Origin of the sequence: Pseudomonas sp. HMSC065H01 (assembly GCF_001815235.1) — a bacterium.
Taxonomy (GTDB): domain Bacteria; phylum Pseudomonadota; class Gammaproteobacteria; order Pseudomonadales; family Pseudomonadaceae; genus Pseudomonas; species Pseudomonas aeruginosa.
The window spans coordinates 31,227-51,869 of the sequence record NZ_KV819859.1 but is presented as its reverse complement, the minus strand read 5'-3'; the positions used below and the strand labels follow the sequence as shown (position 1 = coordinate 51,869).

Genomic DNA, 20,643 nt, shown 5'->3' with positions numbered 1-20,643 from the left:
TCATTTCCTCGGGTCGAAAGCGTCGCGGGCGGCTTCGCCGATGAACACCAGCAGGCTCAGCATGACCGCCAGCACCACGAAGGCGGAAATGCCCAGCCAGGGTGCCTGGAGGTTGGACTTGCCCTGGGCGACCAACTCGCCCAGCGACGGCGCGCCGGGCGGCAGGCCGAAGCCGAGGAAGTCCAGGGAGGTGAGGGTGCCGATGGCGCCGGTGAGGATGAACGGCATGAAGGTCAGGGTCGAGATCATCGCATTCGGCAGGATGTGACGGAACATGATGGCGCTGTTGCGCATGCCGAGGGCCCGGGCGGCGCGGACGTATTCCAGGTTGCGCCCGCGGAGGAACTCGGCGCGGACCACGTCCACCAGGCTCATCCAGGAAAACAGCAGCATGATGCCCAGCAGCCACCAGAAGTTCGGCTGGACGAAGCTGGCCAGGATGATCAGCAGGTAGAGCACCGGCAGCCCCGACCAGACTTCCAGGAAACGCTGGCCGAGCAGGTCGACCCAGCCGCCGTAGTAGCCTTGCAGGGCGCCGACGGTGACGCCGATCAGAGAACTGAGCACGGTCAGGGTCAGGGCGAAGAGGATCGACACGCGGAAGCCGTAGATCACCCGGGCGAGCACGTCGCGGGCCTGGTCGTCGGTGCCCAGCCAGTTTTCCGCCGACGGCGGGGCGGGGGCGGGAACCTTCAGCTCGTAGTTGATGGTGTCGTAGCTGTAGGGGATCGGCGGCCAAAGCACCCAGCCGTCCTTCTCGGCGATCAGTTGGCTGATGTAGGGGCTCTTGTAGTTGGCTTCCAGGGGGAATTCGCCGCCGAAGGTGGTTTCCGGGTAGCGTTTGAAGACCGGGAAATACCAGCCGCCGTCGTAATGCACGACCAGCGGTTTGTCGTTGGCGATCAGTTCGGCGCCGAGGCTGCCGACGAACAGGATGAGGAACAGCCAGAGCGACCACCAGCCACGCTTGTTGCTCTTGAAGCGGGCCCAGCGGCGCTGGTTGATGGGAGACAGGCGCATCGGATTACTCCCGGTTCTCGAAGTCGATGCGCGGATCGACCAGGGTGTAGACGATATCGCTGATCAGCTTCATGACCAGCCCGAACAGGGTGAAGATGAACAGCGTGCCGAAGACCACCGGGTAGTCGCGGTTCATCGCCGCTTCGAAGCTGAGCAGGCCGAGGCCGTCGAGGGAGAAGATCACCTCGATCAACAGCGAACCGGTGAAGAAGATCCCCAGCAGCGCAGCCGGCAGGCCGGCAATCACCAGCAGCATGGCGTTGCGGAATACGTGCCCGTAGAGCACGCGGCGTTCGGTCAGGCCCTTGGCGCGGGCGGTGACCACGTATTGCTTGCCGATCTCGTCGAGGAAGCTGTTCTTGGTCAGCAGCGTGATGGTGGCGAAGTTGCCGATCACCAGGGCGGTTACCGGCAAGGCCAGGTGCCAGAAATAGTCGAGCACCTTGCCGCCGAGGCTGAGCTGGTCGAAGTTGTTCGAGGTCAGGCCGCGCAGGGGGAACCAGTCCCAGTAGCTGCCGCCGGCGAACAGCACCACCAGCAGGATGGCGAAGAGGAAGGCGGGAATGGCGTAGCCGACGATGATCGCCGAGCTGGTCCAGATGTCGAAGACGCTGCCATGGCGGACCGCCTTGGCGATCCCCAGCGGGATCGACACCAGGTACATGATCAGCGTGCTCCAGAGCCCGAGCGAGATCGACACCGGCAATTTCTCGATGATCAGGTCGGTGACCTTGGCGTCGCGGAAGAAGCTCTGCCCGAAGTCCAGGTGCAGGTAGTTCTTCAGCATGATCATGAAGCGCTCGGGGGCCGACTTGTCGAAGCCGTACATGCGCTCGATCTCTTTCACCAGCTCCGGGTCCAGGCCTTGCGCGCCGCGGTATTGCGAGCCGGCCACGGCGACTTCGCCGCCGCCGCCGGAGATGCGCCCGGTGGCGCCGCCGGAAGCGGCGTCGAAGCCTTCCAGCTTGGCGATCATCTGCTCCACCGGACCGCCGGGAGCGGCCTGGATGATGATGAAGTTGATCAGCAGGATGCCGAACAGGGTAGGGACGATCAGCAGCAGGCGCCGCAGGATATAGGAGAGCATGCGGCGTTACTCCCGTTCCGGCTCGGCGTCTTGCGTGGCTTCGGCTTGCGCCTTGCTCGGCAGCGCCTTGTCGCTGGTCTGCCACCAGGTCATCAGGCCCCAGTCGTAGAGTGGCGTCACCTTCGGCCGGCCGAAACGGTTCCAGTAGGCGACCCGCCAGGTATCGACGTAGTAGTTGGGAACCACGTAGTAGCCCCACGACAGTACGCGGTCGAGGGCGCGGGTATGGTCGATCAGGCTTTGCCGCGAGTCGGACTGGATCAGGCTTTCCACCAGGCTGTCGATGGCCGGGTCCTTGAGGCCGATGAAGTTGCGGCTGCCGGCCTTGTCGGCGCTGCTGGAATGCCAGAACTCTCGCTGTTCGTTGCCTGGCGAGTTGGATTGCGGCCAGGTCGCCGAGGTCATGTCGAAATCCCGCGAGCGCAGGCGGTTGACGAACTGCGAGACGTCGACGCGACGGATCTGCATGTCGATGCCAAGTTCGGCCAGGTTGCGCTTGAACGGCAGGATGACCCGTTCCATGTTGGCCTGGAACAGCATGAACTCGAAGCTCAGTGGCTGGCCGTCGGGACCTACCATGCGGTTGTTCTCGATCCTGTAGCCGGCCTCGGTGAGCAACTGGTAGGCCTTGCGTCGCTGCTCGCGGATCACCCCACTGCCGTCGTTGACCGGATTCTGGAAGACCTGGTCGAAGGCCTCGTCGGGAATCTTGCCGCGCAGCGGTTCGAGGATCTTCAGCTCGGCTTCGCTGGGCAACTGGTGGGCGGCCATCTCCGAGTTCTCGAAATAGCTGTTGGTGCGCTTGTAGGAGCTGAAGAACAGCTGCTTGTTCGACCATTCGAAGTCGAACAGCAGGCTGATCGCCTGGCGTACCCGGCGGTCCTGGAACACCGGGCGGCGGATATTGAAGGCGAAGCCCTGCATCCCCACCGGGTTGTGGTTGTGGATGCTGGCCTTGATGAAGCGCCCGTCGCGCAATGCCGGCGACTCGTAGCCGGTGGCCCAGTCCTTCGCCGAATATTCGAGGTTGACGTCGTACTGGCCGGCCTTGAAGGCTTCCAGGGCGACCGACATGTCGCGATAGGAGTCGATGGTGATGGTGTCGAAGTTATAGAGTCCGCGGGAGACCGGAAGGTCCTTGGCCCACCAGTCCTTGACTCGCTCGTAGCTGATGGAGCGTCCCGGATCGACCTTGGCGATGCGGTAGGGGCCGCTGCCCACCGGGATTTCCATGCCGGTCTTGGAAAAGTCGCGGTCGGCCCACCAGTGTTTCGGCAGGATCGCGATCTGGCCGAGGATCAGCGGCAGTTCGCGGTTGCCGGCGTGCTTGAAGTCGAAGCGCACGCGAAGCTTGTCCTCGGCGACCACCTTGTCGACGTCCGCATAGTAGTTGCGGTACATCGGGTCGCCCTTGCTCACCAGCGTCTCGAAGGTGAACACCACGTCTTCGGCGGTGACCGGCGTGCCATCGCTGAAACGGGCCTGGGGGCGCAGGTAGAAGCGCACGTAGCTGTTGTCCGGTGCCTTCTCGATCTTCTCCGCGAGCAAGCCGTATTCGGTGAACGGCTCGTCCTGCGACTGGAAGGCCAGGGTGTCGTAGATCAGGCCCAGCGAAGGGGCCGAGACGCCCTTGCCGATGAACGGGTTGAGGCTGTCGAAGCCGCCGAAGTCGGCCTGGCGGAGGATGCCGCCTTTCGGCGCATCCGGATTCACGTAGTCGAAATGCTTGAAATCGGCGGGATACTTCGGAGGCTCATCGTAGAGCGTCAGTGCATGTTTCGGGGCGGCGAGGAGCGGGCCGCAGCAGCCGAGCAGCAGGGCTGCCAGCAGAGGGGTGAAGCGGGGACGGATCATCGGGACGTCTCCAGGTTTTTCTGCCACCACGCGCGCAGGCCCAGGGTGTAGGGCGGGGTGGCGACGAAGGCGAAGCGGTTGCGGTACGCCAGACGGTGCGAATTGAGGTACCAGTTGGGAATGCTGTAGTACTGCCAGAGCAAGGTCCGGTCCAGGGCGCGCGCGGCGGCGACCTGTTCGTCGCGGCTGTGGGCGCCGAGCAGGCGGTTGAGCATGGCGTCGACCACCGGGTTGGCGATGCCCGCGTAATTCTTGCTGCCCTTGACCTTCACCTGGCTGGAGTGGAAGTACTGCCACTGTTCCAGGCCGGGACTGAGGGTCTGTGGCAGGGTCATGAGGATCATGTCGTAGTCGAACTGGTCCAGGCGCTGCTTGTATTGGGCGCGGTCGACGGTACGCAGGCGCGCGTCGATGCCGATGCTGGCGAGGTTTTCGCGATAGGGCTGGAGAATACGCTCCAGGCTCGGATTGACCAGCAGGATTTCGAAGCGCAGCGGTTCGCCCTTTTTATTCAGCAGTCGGTCGCCGGACAGCTTCCAGCCGGCATCGGCCAGTAGACCGAGTGCATGCCTGAGGGTTTCACGGGGAATGCCGCGCCCCTCGGTGGTCGGCAGGCTGAACGGCTGTTTGAACAACTGCGCCGGCAATTGCTTGCGGTACGGCGACAGGTACAGCCATTCCTGGCCCTCCGGGACGCCGCTGGCGGCGAATTCGCTGTTCGGGTAGTAGCTGCGCGAGCGCAGGTAGGAATTGCTGAAGAGGGCGCGATTGGTCCATTCGAAGTCGAACATCTCGCCCAGCGCCTGGCGTAGCGCGCGCTCCTTGAACACGGCGCGACGGGTGTTCATGAACAACGCCTGGGTCTGGCTGGGGATCTGGTGCGGGATTTCCGTGCGGATCACACCGCCGCGCAGAACCGCGGGGAAGCGATAGTTGTTCAGCCAGTTCTTCGCCTGGTGCTCGATGTAGAAGTCGAACTCGCCGGCCTTGAAGGCTTCGAAGGCGACGCCGTTGTCCCGGTAGAAGTCCACCACGACCCGGTCGAAATTGTATTTGCCGCGGTTCACCGGCAGTTTTTCGCCCCACCAGCCCTTCACGCGTTCGAACACCAGGCGGCGTCCGGGATCGACCTCGACGATGCGATAGGGACCGCTGCCCAGCGGCGCGGTGAAGGTGGTGGCGCGGAAGTCGCGATCCTTCCAGTAATGCTGCGGCAGCACCGGAAGCTCGCCCAGGCGCAGGATCAGCAGCGGGTTGCCGGAGCGCCGCAGGACGAAACGCACCCGGTGGGGGGTGAGGATATCGACCCGCTTCACCTCCTGCAGGTAGGTGCGGTACATCGGGTGCCCCTGCTTGACCAGGGTGCGATAGGAAAAGGCCACGTCGCTGGCGGTGATCGGCCTGCCGTCGTGGAAGCGCGCTTCCGGCCGCAGGTTGAATACCACCCAGCTGCGGTTTTCCGCGTATTCCACGCTCTTCGCGATCAGGCCATAGCTGGAGGCTGGTTCGTCGCCGGACGGGTCGTACAGGCCGGTGCCCACCATCAATGGTTCGTTCAGCTCGTTGACTCCGTACTGGAGGAAATCGCCGGTGCCGATCGGGCTGGTGCCTTTCAGGGTGTAGGGGTTGAGCGTGTCGAAGCTGCCCGAGGCCATCAGGCGCAAGGTGCCGCCTTTGGGGGCGTCGGGATTGGTCCAGTCGAAGTGCTGGAAATTGGCCGGATACTTGAGCGTGCCGAATTGGGCATAACCATGGCTCTGGGTAATCGCGGCGAAGCTGGGCAGGCTCACGGCCAGGCCGAGGATCAGGAAGGAGAGGCGACGCATCAGGCGTGTGTCCGGGTCCTTGGCTATTTTTGACAACGAATCGTCAGGCAACAGTAACACCTTGCCCGCACAGGAAAAAAGAGGGAGCGCGGGCCTGTCCGGCCTAGGGTCCGGGGTTCTGGCCGCGCTTGCGAAAACGCCACGCCGGCAGGAGCGGGCGTGGCGTTTCGGGACGGCCTGCAATGGGCTGTCAGCGGCTCGCGGTGTCCAGGTACAGGGTCAGGGTCTGGCCGGGCTTGAGCGCCTGCTTGCTGCGCGGGTTCCAGCGCTGCAGGTGCTTCATCTCGACATTGAAGCGCTTGGCGATCAGGTACATCGAGTCGCCTTGCTTGACCTTGTAGTAGGTGGCGCTGTCGCGCTTGCCGGCGGCGTTTCCCTTGCGGGCCGCCAGGGCCTGGGTGCCGCCTTGCAGCTTGAGGGTCTGGCCGACCTTCAGGGCGTGCTTGTCCAGGCCGTTCCAGCGCTTCAGGTCGTTGACGTCGACGCCGTTGTTGCGGGCGATCTGCCACAGGCTGTCGCCGTTCTTGACCTTATAGGAGCGGGTCCTGGCCGGGGTGGAAGCCTGTCGGGCGAGTTGCTGGTAGACCGGCTTGACGGCGCCGCCGGCGATCTGCCCGGGGATGCTCAGTTGCTGGCCCTTGCGCAGGTGGTTGCTGGACAGGCGGTTGGCGCTCTTGAGCTCTGCTACGGTGATCCGATAGCGGTTGGCGATGCTGTGCAGGCTGTCGCCGCTACGCACCCGGTATTGCTGCCAGGCGGTGACTTCCTTCGGCTTGAGGGTGTCCAGCGAGGCGGTCAGGAACGCCGCTTTCTCCATCGGCACCAACAGTTGCTGGGGGCCGTCCATGGTCACGCGGCGCTTGTAGGCCGGGTTCAGCTGGTACAGCTCGTCCTCGTCCAGGTTCGCCAGTGCGGCGACGCTGGACAGGTCGATCCCGCGCTTGACCCGGACGGCCTGGAAGTAGGGCTCGTTGTTGATCGGGTTCAGGCTGATGCCGTAGGAATCCGGCGCCATGACGATCTGCGAGAGGGCGAGCAGCTTGGGTACGTAGTCCTGGGTTTCCTGCGGCAGCGGCAGGTTCCAGTAGTCGGTCGGCAGGCCCAGTTTCTCGTTGCGTTCGATGGCGCGGCTGACAGTGCCTTCGCCGGCGTTGTAGGCCGCCAGGGCGAGCATCCAGTCGCCGTTGAACATGTCGTGCAGGCGCTCGAGATAGGTCAGGGCGGCATTGGTCGAGGCGGTGATGTCGCGGCGACCGTCGTAGAAATTGGTCTGGCGCAGGTTGAAATGCTGGCCGGTGGCGGGAATGAACTGCCAGAGGCCGGCGGCGTTGCTGCGCGACAGGGCGAAGGGGTTGTAGGCGCTTTCGATGACCGGCAGCAGCGCCAGTTCGAGCGGCATGTTGCGTTCTTCCAGGCGCTCGACCACGTAGTGCATGTAGAGGCTGCCGCGCGCGCTCGATTGTTCGAGGAACGACTGGTTGCTGAGGAACCAGAGGCGCTGACGTTCGATGCGCGGGTTGGTGCTGATCGCATCCTGGAGCTGGAAACCGTCGCGCATGCGGTCCCAGATGTCGTTGTAGGCGGCGTTCTGGCCGGGCTGGGTATGCAGCCAGGAGGGGTTGAACTGGACGTCGACGGCTCGGGCGCCGGGACGTGCTGCTTTGGCCTGGGCCTCCCCCTTGATCTGGCCGCTGCCCTGGCAGCCGGCGAGCGCACCGGCGATGAGCAGGATGGACACCCGAACGGCGCGAGCCAGGGCGTCTAGATCGGGGGTTTTACGTGTCTGTGGCGGCATCGGCTGAGTGCTGTTCCGGGCAAAAATTCAGCCGATTCTAGAAATGACCTCAAGAGTGGTCAAGATTTCGCCAACCTTCAGAACTGGTCCTTCCAGGCCCTCAGGACGGCGAAAACCTCCTCCGGGGTGCGGTTTTGCTGGCCGCTCCGCTGGTCGGCTTTTTTCTTAACAGATTTTTCCGAAACGCGAAGAAATGGATTGGTCGACAATTCCAGCGAGATTTCCGACGGCAGGGTGATGCGGTCCCGTTCGCGCAGCCGGGTCGCTTCCTCGAAGCGTTCCCGCAGCGACGCGTTGTCGGGCTCCACCGCCAGCGCGAAGCGCAGGTTGCTCAGCGTGTACTCGTGGGTGCAGTAGACCCGGGTGTTGGCCGGCAGCGCGGCCAGTCGCGCCAGGGAATGGTGCATCTGCGCCGGGGTGCCTTCGAAGAGACGGCCGCAGCCGGCGGCGAACAGGGTGTCGCCGCAGAACAGCAGCGGCGTCTCCGCCGGGTGGTAGTAGGCGATATGGCCGAGGGTATGGCCGGGCACGTGGAAGATCTCGAAGACCAGGCCGAGCACCTCGACCCGTTCGCCGTCCTCCAGCGCCAGGTCGCGGGCCGGGATCTTCTCGTTGGCCGGGCCGAGAACCCGCGCGCCGGTCAGTTCCTTCAGGGCCGCGACGCCGCCGACGTGGTCGTGATGGTGGTGGGTCACCAGGATATCGCTCAACCGCCAGTCGGGATGGGTGGCCAGCCAGGCTTCCACCGGCTTGGCGTCGCCGGGGTCGACCACCGCGCAGCGACGGCTTGTCGCATCTTGCAACAGCCAGATGTAGTTGTCGTTGAAGGCGGGCAGGGCGTCGATCTGTATCATGGGTCGATGTCGCTAAGCAGAAGTCATTGGCGCATAGTATTGCTTATTTTCCCGTCGTGCCGGCGTCCGTCGCCGCGAAGGGGAAGACGCTGGAGGTACGCATGAACGAACCGCAAGCCTTCGCCCAGACCGATGCCGAGTGGCTGGCATCGATCAACCGGGCGCGCGACTGGTTCCAGGGGCCGCTGGGCAGCCTGATGCTGGCCGAGGAGCGACGCCTGTTGTGCGACGAGCTGACCCGTTACTTCGGTGGCTACCTGGTGCACTACGGGCCGCATGCCGAACTGCCGCCGAGCACCGGACAGATTCAGCGCGGCGTGCGCCTGGGGCCGCCGCTGCCGGGCGTGGACATCGCCTGCGAAGAGGGCGCCTGGCCGCTCAGCGAACATGCCGCGGACGTGGTCCTGCTGCAACACGGCCTGGATTTCTGCCTGTCGCCTCACCGTCTCCTGCGCGAAGCCGCGCGTACCGTTCGTCCGGGCGGCCACCTGCTGCTGATCGGCATCAACCCATGGAGCCTGTGGGGCATCCGTCATTATTTCGCCGGGGATGCCTTGCGCCAGGCCCGCTGCATTCCTCCGTCGCGGGCCTGCGACTGGCTCAACCTGCTGGGCTTCGCGCTGGAGAAACGGCGCTTCGGGTGCTATCGTCCGCCGCTTGCGTCGGCAGCCTGGCAATCGCGCCTGGCTCGCCTGGAGCGCTGGGGCGACGCCTGGCAGTCTTCGGGCGCCGGCTTCTATCTATTGGTGGCACGCAAGCTGGTCGTGGGGTTGCGCCCGTTGCGCCAGAGCAAGCGCGAACCGCGCGGTCAGCTGGTGCCCATGCCGGTGGCGAAAGTCAGCCGGCGAGATTCCGAAATTTAGGCATGACAGATAAAGAACAGGTAGTGATCTATACCGACGGCGCCTGCAAGGGCAACCCTGGGCGCGGCGGCTGGGGGGCGTTGCTCCTCTACAAGGGCGCCGAGCGAGAGCTTTGGGGCGGCGAGCCGGACACCACCAACAACCGCATGGAGCTGATGGCGGCGATCCAGGCGCTGGCGGCACTCAAGCGTTCCTGTCCGATCCGTCTGATCACCGACTCGGAATACGTGATGCGCGGCATCACCGAATGGTTGCCGAACTGGAAGAAGCGCGGCTGGAAGACCGCCAGCAAGCAGCCGGTCAAGAATGCCGACCTCTGGCAGGCCCTGGATGAGCAGGTCGCCCGGCACCAGGTGGAGTGGCAGTGGGTCCGCGGGCATACCGGCGATCCCGGCAACGAGCGGGCCGACCAGTTGGCCAACCGTGGCGTCGCCGAATTGCCGCGCTGAGCGGCCACACCGAAACAAGCGTTCAGCAGCCGCGGCTGCAGCGAAACAGAGAAAGGCTCTATAGATGCGTAGCGTCGTACTGGATACCGAAACCACCGGCATGCCGGTGACCGATGGTCACCGGATCATCGAGATCGGCTGTGTCGAGCTGGAGGGGCGCCGCCTGACCGGTCGCCACTTCCACGTCTACCTGCAACCCGATCGCGAGGTCGACGAAGGGGCGATCGCCGTCCACGGCATCACCAACGAATACCTGAAGGACAAGCCGCGCTTCCGCGAGGTCGCCAACGATTTCTTCGAATTCATCCGCGGCGCCCAGCTGATCATCCACAACGCGGCGTTCGATATCGGCTTCATCAACAACGAGTTCGCCCTGCTGGGCCAGCAGGACCGCTCGGACGTGACCGAGTACTGCTCGGTGCTGGATACCCTGCTGATGGCCCGCGAGCGCCATCCGGGCCAGCGCAACAACCTCGATGCGTTGTGCAAGCGCTACGGCGTGGACAACTCCGGTCGCGACCTGCACGGCGCGTTGCTCGACGCCGAGATCCTCGCCGACGTCTACCTGGCGATGACCGGCGGCCAGACCAGCCTGTCGCTGGCCGGCAGCGGCGCGGAAGGCGACGGCAGCGGCCGGCCGATGGTCAGCCCGATCCGTCGGCTCGATCCGGCGCGGGTAGCCACCCCGGTGCTGCGCGCCAACGCCGAAGAGCTGGCTGCGCATGCGGCGCGGCTGGCGGTGATCGAGAAGTCGGCAGGTGGTCCGTCACTCTGGGCGCAACTGGAGGCGCCGGTCGGCGAATAGCCTGCCCATGCACCACGGGCGCCGCGTTCAGCGTGTCGCCCGGTCCACCAGCAAGGTGTCGCAGAACTGCTCGAAACGGCGGATCCTGCCGTCCTCTACCGTCCATACGTGTGCCACACGCGCTTCGAACGACTTGCCGCTGCGACGGTGGGTCGCTGCATATCGACCGACGGCGACCACGCTGTCGCCGCCGTCGATCAGGCGCTCGATCTCGACCCTGAAGCCCTCCCAGTCCCGCTGCAAGGCCTGGAACACACCGGCGCCGATGGCGGCCGCGCCGACATAGGTGCCGGCCAGCGGGAAACCGGCCATTTCCGTCCATTCGGTGCGTTCGTCCATGTCCGCCAGCATTCCGGCGAGGTTCCCACGGCTAGAGGCCGCATAGTGATCGCTGACGATCCGATAAGCGCTGCGCATCGTTGTCGCTCCGTAGCAGGGCAGAGAGGTCCATGCTCCTCGCTGGCGGGAGCGGAGGCAAGCGCGGCGCGCCGACTTGTGTTGCCGCGACCTTTTCTTACAAGGGCAAGCCGCCGGGGGTTACGCGCGTGCCGGCAAGTCTCTACCCTGAGCCGACCGGCGGGGTTCGCCCGCCTGCTGCTCGGGATCAACAATGTATAAAGACCTCAAATTTCCCGTCCTCATCGTCCATCGCGACATCAAGGCCGACACCGTTGCCGGCGAACGCGTGCGGGGCATCGCCCACGAACTGGAGCAGGACGGCTTCAGCATTCTCTCCACCGCCAGCTCCGCCGAGGGGCGCATCGTCGCTTCCACCCACCACGGCCTGGCCTGCATTCTGGTCGCCGCCGAAGGTGCCGGGGAAAACCAGCGGCTGCTGCAGGATGTGGTCGAACTGATCCGCGTGGCCCGCGTGCGGGCGCCGCAATTGCCGATCTTCGCCCTCGGCGAGCAGGTGACCATCGAGAACGCGCCGGCCGAGTCCATGGCCGACCTGCACCAGTTGCGCGGCATCCTCTACCTGTTCGAAGACACCGTGCCGTTCCTTGCCCGCCAGGTCGCCCGGGCGGCGCGCAACTACCTGGCCGGGCTGCTGCCGCCATTCTTCCGCGCGCTGGTCGAGCACACCGCGCAGTCCAACTATTCCTGGCATACGCCGGGCCACGGCGGCGGTGTCGCCTATCGCAAGAGTCCGGTGGGACAGGCGTTCCACCAGTTCTTCGGGGAGAACACGCTGCGTTCCGACCTGTCGGTCTCGGTCCCCGAGCTGGGCTCGCTGCTCGACCATACCGGCCCCCTGGCCGAGGCCGAGGACCGTGCCGCGCGCAATTTCGGCGCCGACCATACCTTCTTCGTGATCAATGGCACTTCCACCGCGAACAAGATCGTCTGGCACTCCATGGTCGGTCGCGAAGACCTGGTGCTGGTGGACCGCAACTGCCACAAGTCGATCCTCCACTCGATCATCATGACCGGGGCGATACCGCTCTACCTGACTCCGGAACGCAACGAACTGGGGATCATCGGGCCGATCCCTCTGAGCGAATTCAGCAAGGAGTCGATCGCCGCGAAGATCGCCGCCAGCCCGCTGGCGCGCGGCCGCGAGCCGAAGGTGAAGCTGGCGGTGGTGACCAACTCCACCTACGACGGCCTGTGCTACAACGCCGAGCTGATCAAGCAGACCCTCGGCGACAGCGTCGAGGTGTTGCACTTCGACGAGGCTTGGTACGCCTATGCCGCGTTCCACGAGTTCTACGACGGACGCTATGGCATGGGCACCTCGCGCAGCGAGGAGGGACCCCTGGTGTTCGCCACCCACTCCACGCACAAGATGCTCGCCGCCTTCAGCCAGGCCTCGATGATCCACGTGCAGGATGGCGGGACCCGGAAGCTGGACGTGGCGCGCTTCAACGAAGCCTTCATGATGCACATCTCGACCTCGCCGCAGTACGGCATCATCGCTTCGCTGGACGTGGCTTCGGCGATGATGGAAGGGCCCGCCGGGCGTTCGCTGATCCAGGAGACCTTCGACGAGGCCCTCAGCTTCCGCCGGGCCCTGGCCAACGTACGGCAGAACCTGGACCGGAACGACTGGTGGTTCGGCGTCTGGCAGCCGGAGCAGGTGGAGGGCACCGATCAGGTCGGCACCCATGATTGGGTGCTGGAGCCGAGCGCCGACTGGCACGGCTTCGGCGATATCGCCGAAGACTACGTGCTGCTCGATCCGATCAAGGTCACCCTGACTACCCCGGGCTTGAGCGCCGGCGGCAAGCTCAGCGAGCAGGGGATTCCGGCTGCCATCGTCAGCCGCTTCCTCTGGGAGCGCGGGCTGGTGGTGGAGAAAACCGGTCTCTACTCCTTCCTGGTGCTGTTCTCGATGGGCATCACCAAGGGCAAGTGGAGCACCCTGGTCACCGAACTGCTCGAATTCAAGCGCTGTTACGACGCCAACCTGCCGCTGCTCGACGTCTTGCCCTCCGTGGCCCAGGCCGGCGGCAAGCGCTACAACGGAGTGGGCCTGCGCGACCTCAGCGACGCCATGCACGCCAGCTACCGCGACAACGCCACGGCGAAGGCCATGAAGCGCATGTACACGGTGCTGCCGGAGGTCGCGATGCGGCCGTCCGAGGCCTACGACAAGCTGGTGCGCGGCGAGGTCGAGGCGGTACCGATCGCTCGGTTGGAAGGGCGCATCGCGGCCGTCATGCTGGTACCCTATCCGCCGGGTATCCCGCTGATCATGCCGGGTGAGCGCTTCACCGAGGCGACCCGCTCGATCCTCGACTATCTCGAGTTCGCGCGGACCTTCGAGCGCGCCTTCCCTGGTTTCGACTCCGATGTGCATGGCCTGCAGCATCAGGACGGACCGTCCGGGCGCTGCTATACCGTTGAATGCATAAAGGAATGAAGCCGACAGGCTAAGGGGTGTCGATGGCGGGGGGAGAGAAGGCCGGCAAGCGCGGCATGGGGTTCTGGACCTGCAGCGCGCTGGTGATCGGCAACATGGTCGGTTCGGGAGTCTTCCTGCTTCCCTCCAGCCTGGCGGCGTTCGGCGGGCTCAGCCTGTTCGGCTGGCTGGTGTCGAGCACCGGCGCGGTGCTGCTGGCGCTGACCTTCGCCCGCCTGGCGCGGGTCAACCCCGGCGCCGGCGGCCCCTACGCCTATACCCGCGACGGTTTCGGCAGCTTCGCCGGCTACCTGTGCGCCTGGACCTACTGGAAAGCCGCCTGGATCGGCAACGCGGCGATCGCCGTGACCCTGGTCGGCTACCTGCGGGTATTCATCCCGGCGCTGGCGGATCCGCTGCTGATGGTCAGCGTGGCCATCGCCGCGATCTGGCTGTGCACCCTGATCAACCTGCGAGGCATCGGCACCTTCAGCGTGGTGCAGAACCTGCTGACCATCCTCAAGCTGCTGCCGTTGTTGCTGGTCGGTATCCTCGGCTGGTTCCACTTCAATCCCGAGCACCTGGCGATCCCGGCGCGCAGCGAGCTGCCGAACATGGGCTATGCCCAGGCGATCGCCACCACCGCGGCGCTGACCCTGTGGTCGTTCATCGGCCTGGAGTCGGCCACCGTGCCGGCCGACGACGTCGAGGATCCGCGCCGCACCATTCCCCGTGCGACCCTGTTCGGCACGCTGGCCGCGGCGGCCCTCTACATCCTCTCGATCACTGCGGTGCAGGGCCTGATGCCGCCGGAGGTGCTGGCCCGCTCCACCTCGCCGTTCGCCGACGCGGCGCGGATCCTGATGGGCGACTGGGGCTACTACCTGGTGGCTGCCGGGGCGGTCATCGCCTGCCTGGGCGCGCTCAATGGCTGGGTCCTGTTGCAGGGCCAGATCCCGGTGGCTCCGGCGCGCGACGGGCTGTTCCCGGAGTCGCTCGGCCAGCTCAACAAGAACGGCGCGCCGGCCCACGGCCTGCTGGCCTCGGGGCTGCTGGTGACGGCGCTGGTGATGGTCGACGGGCATGGCGACCTGGTCGATGTGTTCAACGTGATCATCCTGCTCGGCACCATGACCGGGGTGGTCCCCTACGCGTTCTGCACCGCCGCGCTGTTGCAACTGCTGGCGGTGCGACCGGACGAGTTCTCGCCGCGTTCACGCCGGCAATTGCTGGTGATCGGCTCGCTGGGCTTCGCCTACTCGCTATGGGCGCTGTATGGCACCGGCCAGCAGGCGATCTTCTGGGGCTTCCTGGTGCTGATGGCCGGTATCCCGATGTACACCTGGCGGCAATGGCGCAACCAGGTCAACGGAGTGCCGACGCTCAAAGCCAATGACTGACCGCCCACCAGCCCAGGCCGCCCATCACCAGGGTGTAGGGTAGCGCCATCCAGACCATGCGGCCGTACGACAGGCGCACCAGCGGGGCGATGGAGGAGGTCAGCAGGAAGAGGAACGCCGCCTGGCCGTTGGGCGTCGCTACGCTGGGCAGGTTGGTGCCGGTATTGATCGCCACCGCCAGGGTATCGAAATGCTCGCGGCTCATGTGGCCGGCATCCAGCGCCTGTTTCACCTCGGTGATGTAGATGGTGGCGACGAATACGTTGTCGCTGATCGCCGAGAGCAGGCCGTTGGCGATGAACAGCATGCCCGGCTGGCGTTCCGCCGGCAGCGCCAGCACCGCCTGGATGATCGGGGTGAACAGGTGCTGCTGGTGGATCACCGCGACCACCGCGAAGAACACCACCAGCAGCGCAGTGAACGGCAGGGCCTCCTGGAAGGCGCGGCCGATCTGGTGTTCGTCGGTGACGCCGGTGAAGGCAGTGATCAGCACGATCACCAACAGGCCGATCAGGCCGACCTCGGCGACATGCAGGGCCAGCCCGACGATCAGTACCAGCGCCGCCAGGGCCTGCACCAGCAGCGCGGCCTTCTGCTGCGCTCCGCGTTTGCGGCTTTCGCTGGCGGCGTACTCGGCGAGCACCTGGCGCACCGCCGCCGGCAACTGGGCGCCATAGCCGAAGCGGCGGCTCTTCTCCAGCAGCACGCAGGTCAGCAGGCCGGCCGCCAGTACCGGCATGGATACCGGCGCGACCTGGCGGAAGAACTCGACGAAATGCCAGCCGGCCTCGTGGCCGATCAGCAGGTTCTGCGGCTCTCCCACCAGGGTGCAGACGCCGCCCAGCGCGGTGCCGACCGCCGCGTGCATGAGCAGGCTGCGGAGGAAGGCGCGGAATTCCTCGAGATGGGCCCGGTGCAGCTCGGGGACCTGGCGGTCGGTGGCGGGATCGTAGTCCTCGCTGGCGCGCTGCCCCGAAGCGACCCGGTGATACACGGCAAAGAATGCCACCGCCACGCTGATCACCACGGCGGTCACGGTGAGGGCGTCGAGGAAGGCCGAGAGGAGGGCGGCCAGCAGGCAGAACAGGAGCGATAGCAGGGTCTTCGAGCGCACGCCGAGCAGCAGGCGGGAAAACAGCAGGAGCAGCAGGTCCTTCATGAAGTAGATGCCGGCGACCATGAACATCAGCAGCAGGAGCACCGGGAAGTTGTGCTGCAATTCCGCATAGAGCGCCTCGGGGGTAGCCAGGCCAAGCAGCAGCGCCTCCAGCACTAACAGGCCACCCGGCTGTAGCGGATAGCATTTCAGCGCCATGGCCAGGGTGAAGATGAACTCGCCGACCAGCACCCAGGCGCTTGTCACCGGCCCGGCCAGCCATAGCAGCAGGGGGTTGAGCAAGAGGAAGGCGAGCACCGTCAGCTTGTACCAGCGCGGCGAATGCCCGAGGAAGTTCTGTGCGAAAGCCTGGCTCAGGGGACTGCTCACGATGGACTCCACGGCAAGGAAAAGACTGAAAATGCCAGCAGGACTTTCGTTGGATCAAGCGTTTAGCGCAATCATCGAAGAGATTGCGGTATCAATGGGCGTGCCGTGCATCACATAGTGCAGCATCGACATTTGGCTCGCCCTTGTTATAGTTGCGGGATTTTCCGCACAACAAAAATCTCTGCGTTCTGACAGCGCAGTTGCTCTGCCGAGGACTATCGCCGTGACCGAGTACAACGCATTCCGTGTGGAGCTGGCAGACAAGATCGCCCACGTCCAGATCAACCGTCCGGACAAGATCAATGCCATGAACCAGGACTTCTGGCGCGAGATCATCGAGATCTTCCGCTGGGTCGACGATACAGACGAAGTGCGGGTGGTCGTGCTGTCCGGGGCGGGCAAGCATTTTTCCTCGGGGATCGACCTGATGCTGCTGGCCCAGGTCGGCAGCCAACTGGGCAAGGACGTCGGCCGCAACGCCGACGCCCTGCGTCGCAAGATTCTCGAGCTGCAGGCCTCGTTCAACGCGGTCGACAACTGCCGCAAGCCGGTGCTCGCGGCGATCCAGGGCTACTGCCTGGGCGGCGCCATCGACCTGGTCTCGGCCTGCGACATGCGCTACTCGACCGCCGACGCGCAGTTCTCGATCAAGGAGATCGACATCGGCATGGCCGCCGACGTCGGCACCCTGCAGCGCCTGCCGCGGATCATCGGCGATGGCATGATGCGCGAGCTGGCCTACACCGGGCGCATGGTCGACGGCGAAGAGGCACGGAGCATCGGCCTGGTCAATCGTACCTACGCGGACCAGGCCGCATTGATGGATGGGGTCTTCGAACTGGCGCGGCAGATCGCCGCGAAGTCGCCGATCGCCATCCGTGGTACCAAGGAAATGATCCGCTATATGCGCGACCACCGGGTCGACGACGGCCTCGAGTACGTCGCTACCTGGAACGCCGCCATGCTCCAGTCCGCCGACCTGCGGGTGGCGATGGCCGCGCATATGGCCAAGCAGAAGCCGGAATTCGCTGATTGATGCCGTTGTATATTCTTGCGCGGGAGGCGCACTAGACCGATGGTCACAGGAGCCACGTCCCTCAGTCTGGTGCGCGACGAGTTGTTCGCCACCATGGAACAGGCCGAACAGGGTCTTGAGCAGTTCATTGCCGAGCGGCAGAACGGCAGCCTGCTGCAGCACGCCGTCGAATGCCTGCAACAGATCCGCGGCACCCTCAACCTGATCGAGCTGGCCGGCGCCGAGCTGCTGGCCCAGGAAGCCCTGCAGCTGGCGACCGACATTCCCACCGGCGTCAGCGAGGAGCGCGACGGCCAGCTGGCAGCCCTGGGCAACGCCCTGTACGTGCTGCGCCGCTACCTGGAGAACGTCGAGGCCAATCGCCAGGAGATCCCCGAGCTGCTCTTGCCGGCGATCAACGAAGTGCGCTGTGCCGCAGGGCAGCCGGCGCTGCCGGAAAGCTTCTTCTTCAGCGCCCGCCTGGATATCCCGCGGCCGCCGAGCACTGCCATCGACCACCTGCCTTCCGAAGCCGAACTGGGCGAGGAAAGCCGGCGGATGCGCCACATGTACCAGATCGGCCTGCTCGGCCTGATCCGCGAACAGAACCTTTATCCCAGCCTCAAGCTGATGGGCCGCGCGCTGGCGCGCCTCGACAGTCTGCACGGCGGGGTGGCCCGTTCGCGGCTGTGCTGGATCGGCGCCGCGGCGATCGAGTCGATCGTCGATGGCCAACTGTTGCCGCGCAAGTCGCGCAAGCAACTGTTCTCGCGCATCGACCGCGAGCTCAAGCAATTGCTGATCGGCCCGGCCTACGAGGCGCCGCGCCATCTGCTCAAGGAACTGCTTTACCTGGTGGCGCTGTCCGACGGCCAGGGCCCGCGTTCGCGCGAGGTCCGCGAACTGCATGGGCTGGCGCCGCTGCCGTTCACCGACCACCTGCTGGAAGAGGAATCGCAGCGCCTGTCCGGCCCCGGCCAGTCGGTGATGCGTTCGCTGTCCACGGCGATCCGCGAGGAACTCGCCGGGGTCAAGGACATGCTCGACCTGATCGAGCGCGGCGTGGCCCAGCCGGATAGCCTGACCAACCTGCATGCGCAACTGGGCAAGCTGAGCAAGACCCTCGGCATGGTCGGCCTGAACTCGGCCGGCACCGCCCTGCAGACCCAGCTACCCACCGTGGCCGCCTGGGCTGCCAGCGGCGTCGCCGATTCGCCGCCGGCGTTGCTGCGCCTGGCCGATGCGGTGCTCTACGTGGAAAGCATGGTCGGCAACCTCGAGCGCGGCGAGCGCCGCATCATCCGGCCGACTCCGGCGGAGCCCGGGCAGGAAGCCGATGCGTTCGCCGTGCACCAGTTGGCCGAGGCGCGCATCGTGGTGATCGAGGAGGCCAAGGCCGGCCTGGCCCTGGCCAAGCGTGCGATCACCGCGTACCTGGAATCCAATGGCGACAAGCTCAACCTGGCCAACGTCCCGGCCAGCCTGCAGGCGGTCCGGGGCGGTCTCTGGTTCCTCGGTCAGGAGCGCGCCGCGCTGCTGGTCGGCGGCTGCGCCGACTACATCCAGCAGCGCATGATCGAGACCGCGCAGATGCCTTCGGAGCAGATGCTGGAAACCCTCGCCGACGCCCTGACCAGTCTCGAATACTATCTCGAGGGCGGTGCCGTGCTGCGTCCGCAGGGCCAGCCGGACGTCCTCGACCTGGCCAGCGCCAGCGTCAAGGCGCTCGGACTGCCGGTGGCCGCCTGATGGCCGGCGAGTCCCGCTGGCAGGCAGGTCGGCCGGCTACCGCCCAGGTCGGCGGCTGGGTGCTCGCGCACTGTCAGCAGCGCTTCCTCCAGGACGACAACGGCCTGTTGTTCCCCCGCGAATGGCTGAAGCGCCAGGAACTCCCGCTGCTCGCCGAGCATGGGGTCGGCCATTGGCAGGGCGAGCCGGTCTACGTGCTGGAACTGGACGAGCCGATCGAGCTGCCGGGCATGGCCTGGGCGCCGTTGCGGCAGTTCATGCTGCACGGCGATTTCGATCAGTTCTGCATGCTCGGCTATGCCAGCCAGATCGGCATCTGGGCACGTCACAACCGGTTCTGCGGCAACTGCGGCACACGCATGCAGGCGCAGGACCACGAGCGGGTGATGCAGTGTCCGCAGTGCGGGCTGCACCAGTACCCGCGCCTGTCGCCGAGCATGATCGTCCTGGTGACCCGGGGCGACGAGGTGTTGCTGGCGCGTTCGCCGCGCTTCGTGCCGGGGGTCTACAGTACCCTGGCCGGCTTCGTCGAGGCCGGCGAGTCGGTGGAGCAGTGCGTGGTCCGCGAGGTGCGCGAAGAGGTCGGGGTGGAGGTCGCCAATCTCGAATACATCGGCAGCCAGAACTGGCCGTTCCCGCATTCGCTGATGCTCGGTTTCCACGCCGAGTACGTGTCCGGCGAGATCGTCCCGCAGGAAGACGAGATCGAGGACGCCCAGTGGTTCTCCCTCGATGCCTTGCCGCCGCTACCGGCGCAGCGCTCGATCGCCCGGCACCTGATCGACCTGTACCTGGCGCGCCGCTCAGGCGCCGCTGAACCAGTGCTGCCAGGCTAGCCGCGCGGTCAGCGCCAGGACCACCAGGATGAACACCGGGCGAATGAACTTCGCCCCGCCGCCGATGGCGGTGCGCGCGCCGAAATAGGCGCCGACCATCAGCGACGCACCCATGCACAGGCCGAGCAACCAGATCACCTGGCCGGAGGCGACGAACACCGCCAGCGCCACTATGTTGCTGACGAAGTTCATGCTCCGCGCCACACCGCTGGCGCGGACCAGGTCCAGCGGGTACATGAGCAGCGAGCTGACGGTCCAGAACGCTCCGGTGCCCGGTCCCGCCACGCCGTCGTAGAAGCCCAGGACGAGGCCCTGCGGCCACTGGCGCTTGCGTCCGACCGGCGCATCGGCGTCCAGCGGCGCCTTCGGCGTGCCGCCGAAGAGCATGTAGAGGCCGCAGGTGAATACCACCACCGGGAGCATCCGGTTCAGCCACTCGGCGGGCAGCAGGTGAGCCGCCCAGGCGCCTATGGCGGCGCCGATCGCGGTGGCGAGCAGAGCGTTGCGCCACTTCCCGGGATGGAACAGCTTGCGCCGGTAGAAGGTGTAGCTGGCGGTCGCCGCACCGAAGGTCGAGCTTAGCTTGTTGGTACCCAGCGCCAGGTGCGGCGGGACCCCGGCGGTGAGCAGCGCAGGGATGGTCAACAGGCCGCCGCCGCCGGCGATGGCGTCGATGAAGCCGGCGAGAAAGGCCACCACGGCCAGGATGATCAGGGTGCTGGGGTCTATCGCGAGTTCGAAGGGCATGAAAAACCGGAC

Annotated in this window: 17 protein-coding genes; 8 read left to right on the top strand and 9 right to left on the bottom strand. The window is 65.7% G+C overall.

Annotated features, from left to right (window positions below):
* The 6 genes from HMPREF3014_RS07950 to gloB form a co-directional block, all read right to left on the bottom strand.
* A complete protein-coding gene (locus HMPREF3014_RS07950; protein ID WP_003087942.1) occupies positions 1–1,020 on the bottom strand; it encodes an ABC transporter permease in 1,020 nt (339 codons plus the stop codon).
* Between the two features lie 4 nt (positions 1,021–1,024).
* Positions 1,025–2,107 (bottom strand): microcin C ABC transporter permease YejB, encoded by a 1,083-nt coding sequence (locus HMPREF3014_RS07945; RefSeq protein ID WP_003098134.1) that lies wholly within the window; start codon positions 2,105–2,107, stop codon positions 1,025–1,027.
* 6 nt (positions 2,108–2,113) lie between these two features.
* Positions 2,114–3,961, bottom strand: a complete 1,848-nt coding sequence (locus tag HMPREF3014_RS07940; RefSeq protein WP_003098136.1) for an extracellular solute-binding protein — start codon at positions 3,959–3,961, stop codon at positions 2,114–2,116.
* Complete coding sequence (locus tag HMPREF3014_RS07935; RefSeq protein WP_009876257.1) at positions 3,958–5,787, bottom strand: extracellular solute-binding protein; 1,830 nt, start codon at positions 5,785–5,787, stop codon at positions 3,958–3,960. Before HMPREF3014_RS07935 ends, HMPREF3014_RS07940 begins: the two co-directional genes overlap by 4 nt.
* A gap of 190 nt (positions 5,788–5,977) precedes the next feature.
* Positions 5,978–7,582, bottom strand: a complete 1,605-nt coding sequence (locus HMPREF3014_RS07930) for a lytic transglycosylase domain-containing protein (protein WP_003120244.1) — start codon at positions 7,580–7,582, stop codon at positions 5,978–5,980.
* A 77-nt stretch (positions 7,583–7,659) separates the two neighbouring features.
* Positions 7,660–8,436 (bottom strand): hydroxyacylglutathione hydrolase, encoded by a 777-nt coding sequence (gene gloB / locus HMPREF3014_RS07925; protein ID WP_003160059.1) that lies wholly within the window; start codon positions 8,434–8,436, stop codon positions 7,660–7,662.
* Between the two features lie 101 nt (positions 8,437–8,537).
* Between gloB and HMPREF3014_RS07920 the strand changes: the two genes are divergently transcribed.
* From HMPREF3014_RS07920 to dnaQ, 3 genes are all read left to right on the top strand, one after another.
* Positions 8,538–9,299 (top strand): methyltransferase domain-containing protein, encoded by a 762-nt coding sequence (locus HMPREF3014_RS07920; protein WP_003087952.1) that lies wholly within the window; start codon positions 8,538–8,540, stop codon positions 9,297–9,299.
* 2 nt (positions 9,300–9,301) lie between these two features.
* Positions 9,302–9,748, top strand: coding sequence for a ribonuclease HI (gene rnhA / locus HMPREF3014_RS07915; RefSeq protein WP_003087954.1), 447 nt, complete (start codon positions 9,302–9,304; stop codon positions 9,746–9,748).
* Between the two features lie 64 nt (positions 9,749–9,812).
* Positions 9,813–10,553 carry a DNA polymerase III subunit epsilon gene (gene dnaQ / locus HMPREF3014_RS07910; RefSeq protein WP_003087958.1) on the top strand — a complete coding sequence of 247 codons (741 nt, stop codon included), beginning with the start codon at positions 9,813–9,815 and terminating at the stop codon, positions 10,551–10,553.
* 27 nt (positions 10,554–10,580) lie between these two features.
* On the opposite strand, the gene HMPREF3014_RS07905 is transcribed toward dnaQ, so the two are convergent.
* Positions 10,581–10,970, bottom strand: a complete 390-nt coding sequence (locus tag HMPREF3014_RS07905; protein ID WP_004349250.1) for a nuclear transport factor 2 family protein — start codon at positions 10,968–10,970, stop codon at positions 10,581–10,583.
* A 193-nt stretch (positions 10,971–11,163) separates the two neighbouring features.
* Between HMPREF3014_RS07905 and ldcA the strand changes: the two genes are divergently transcribed.
* Together ldcA and HMPREF3014_RS07895 are read left to right on the top strand one after the other, a co-directional pair.
* Complete coding sequence (gene ldcA / locus HMPREF3014_RS07900; protein WP_003087961.1) at positions 11,164–13,419, top strand: lysine-specific pyridoxal 5'-phosphate-dependent carboxylase LdcA; 2,256 nt, start codon at positions 11,164–11,166, stop codon at positions 13,417–13,419.
* 23 nt (positions 13,420–13,442) lie between these two features.
* A complete protein-coding gene (locus tag HMPREF3014_RS07895; RefSeq protein WP_003117687.1) occupies positions 13,443–14,798 on the top strand; it encodes an amino acid permease in 1,356 nt (451 codons plus the stop codon).
* Here HMPREF3014_RS07895 and nhaB read toward each other — a convergent pair.
* The gene (nhaB, locus tag HMPREF3014_RS07890) at positions 14,782–16,284 is read right to left on the bottom strand and encodes a sodium/proton antiporter NhaB (RefSeq protein WP_003113594.1); all 1,503 of its coding nucleotides are present in this window, start codon (positions 16,282–16,284) and stop codon (positions 14,782–14,784) included. The genes HMPREF3014_RS07895 and nhaB overlap by 17 nt on opposite strands.
* A 223-nt stretch (positions 16,285–16,507) precedes the next feature.
* Between nhaB and HMPREF3014_RS07885 the strand changes: the two genes are divergently transcribed.
* Genes HMPREF3014_RS07885 through nudC form a run of 3 tightly spaced genes read left to right on the top strand, consistent with a single transcriptional unit; the run spans position 16,508 to position 19,884 of the window.
* A complete protein-coding gene (locus tag HMPREF3014_RS07885) occupies positions 16,508–17,320 on the top strand; it encodes a crotonase/enoyl-CoA hydratase family protein (protein ID WP_003087972.1) in 813 nt (270 codons plus the stop codon).
* 39 nt (positions 17,321–17,359) lie between these two features.
* Positions 17,360–19,048: a type IV pilus/biofilm regulator FimL gene (gene fimL, locus HMPREF3014_RS07880; RefSeq protein ID WP_003098159.1), complete on the top strand. Its 1,689-nt coding sequence runs from the start codon at positions 17,360–17,362 to the stop codon at positions 19,046–19,048.
* A complete protein-coding gene (gene nudC / locus HMPREF3014_RS07875; protein WP_003132805.1) occupies positions 19,048–19,884 on the top strand; it encodes an NAD(+) diphosphatase in 837 nt (278 codons plus the stop codon). The genes fimL and nudC overlap by 1 nt, the downstream gene beginning before the upstream one ends.
* Here the strand turns inward: nudC and HMPREF3014_RS07870 are convergent.
* Positions 19,852–20,631, bottom strand: coding sequence for a TSUP family transporter (locus tag HMPREF3014_RS07870; protein WP_009876259.1), 780 nt, complete (start codon positions 20,629–20,631; stop codon positions 19,852–19,854). The genes nudC and HMPREF3014_RS07870 overlap by 33 nt on opposite strands.
* Positions 20,632–20,643 lie beyond the last annotated feature (12 nt).

What these genes read in the sequence shown, in the direction of transcription:
- HMPREF3014_RS07950 (WP_003087942.1), bottom strand. Translation starts at nt 1,020, where the DNA reads ATGCGCCTGTCTCCCATCAACCAGCGCCGCTGGGCCCGCTTCAAGAGC.
- HMPREF3014_RS07945 (WP_003098134.1), bottom strand. Translation starts at nt 2,107, where the DNA reads ATGCTCTCCTATATCCTGCGGCGCCTGCTGCTGATCGTCCCTACCCTG.
- HMPREF3014_RS07940 (WP_003098136.1), bottom strand. Translation starts at nt 3,961, where the DNA reads ATGATCCGTCCCCGCTTCACCCCTCTGCTGGCAGCCCTGCTGCTCGGC.
- HMPREF3014_RS07935 (WP_009876257.1), bottom strand. Translation starts at nt 5,787, where the DNA reads ATGCGTCGCCTCTCCTTCCTGATCCTCGGCCTGGCCGTGAGCCTGCCC.
- HMPREF3014_RS07930 (WP_003120244.1), bottom strand. Translation starts at nt 7,582, where the DNA reads ATGCCGCCACAGACACGTAAAACCCCCGATCTAGACGCCCTGGCTCGC.
- gloB (WP_003160059.1), bottom strand. Translation starts at nt 8,436, where the DNA reads ATGATACAGATCGACGCCCTGCCCGCCTTCAACGACAACTACATCTGG.
- HMPREF3014_RS07920 (WP_003087952.1), top strand. Translation starts at nt 8,538, where the DNA reads ATGAACGAACCGCAAGCCTTCGCCCAGACCGATGCCGAGTGGCTGGCA.
- rnhA (WP_003087954.1), top strand. Translation starts at nt 9,302, where the DNA reads ATGACAGATAAAGAACAGGTAGTGATCTATACCGACGGCGCCTGCAAG.
- dnaQ (WP_003087958.1), top strand. Translation starts at nt 9,813, where the DNA reads ATGCGTAGCGTCGTACTGGATACCGAAACCACCGGCATGCCGGTGACC.
- HMPREF3014_RS07905 (WP_004349250.1), bottom strand. Translation starts at nt 10,970, where the DNA reads ATGCGCAGCGCTTATCGGATCGTCAGCGATCACTATGCGGCCTCTAGC.
- ldcA (WP_003087961.1), top strand. Translation starts at nt 11,164, where the DNA reads ATGTATAAAGACCTCAAATTTCCCGTCCTCATCGTCCATCGCGACATC.
- HMPREF3014_RS07895 (WP_003117687.1), top strand. Translation starts at nt 13,443, where the DNA reads ATGGCGGGGGGAGAGAAGGCCGGCAAGCGCGGCATGGGGTTCTGGACC.
- fimL (WP_003098159.1), top strand. Translation starts at nt 17,360, where the DNA reads ATGGTCACAGGAGCCACGTCCCTCAGTCTGGTGCGCGACGAGTTGTTC.
- nudC (WP_003132805.1), top strand. Translation starts at nt 19,048, where the DNA reads ATGGCCGGCGAGTCCCGCTGGCAGGCAGGTCGGCCGGCTACCGCCCAG.
- HMPREF3014_RS07870 (WP_009876259.1), bottom strand. Translation starts at nt 20,631, where the DNA reads ATGCCCTTCGAACTCGCGATAGACCCCAGCACCCTGATCATCCTGGCC.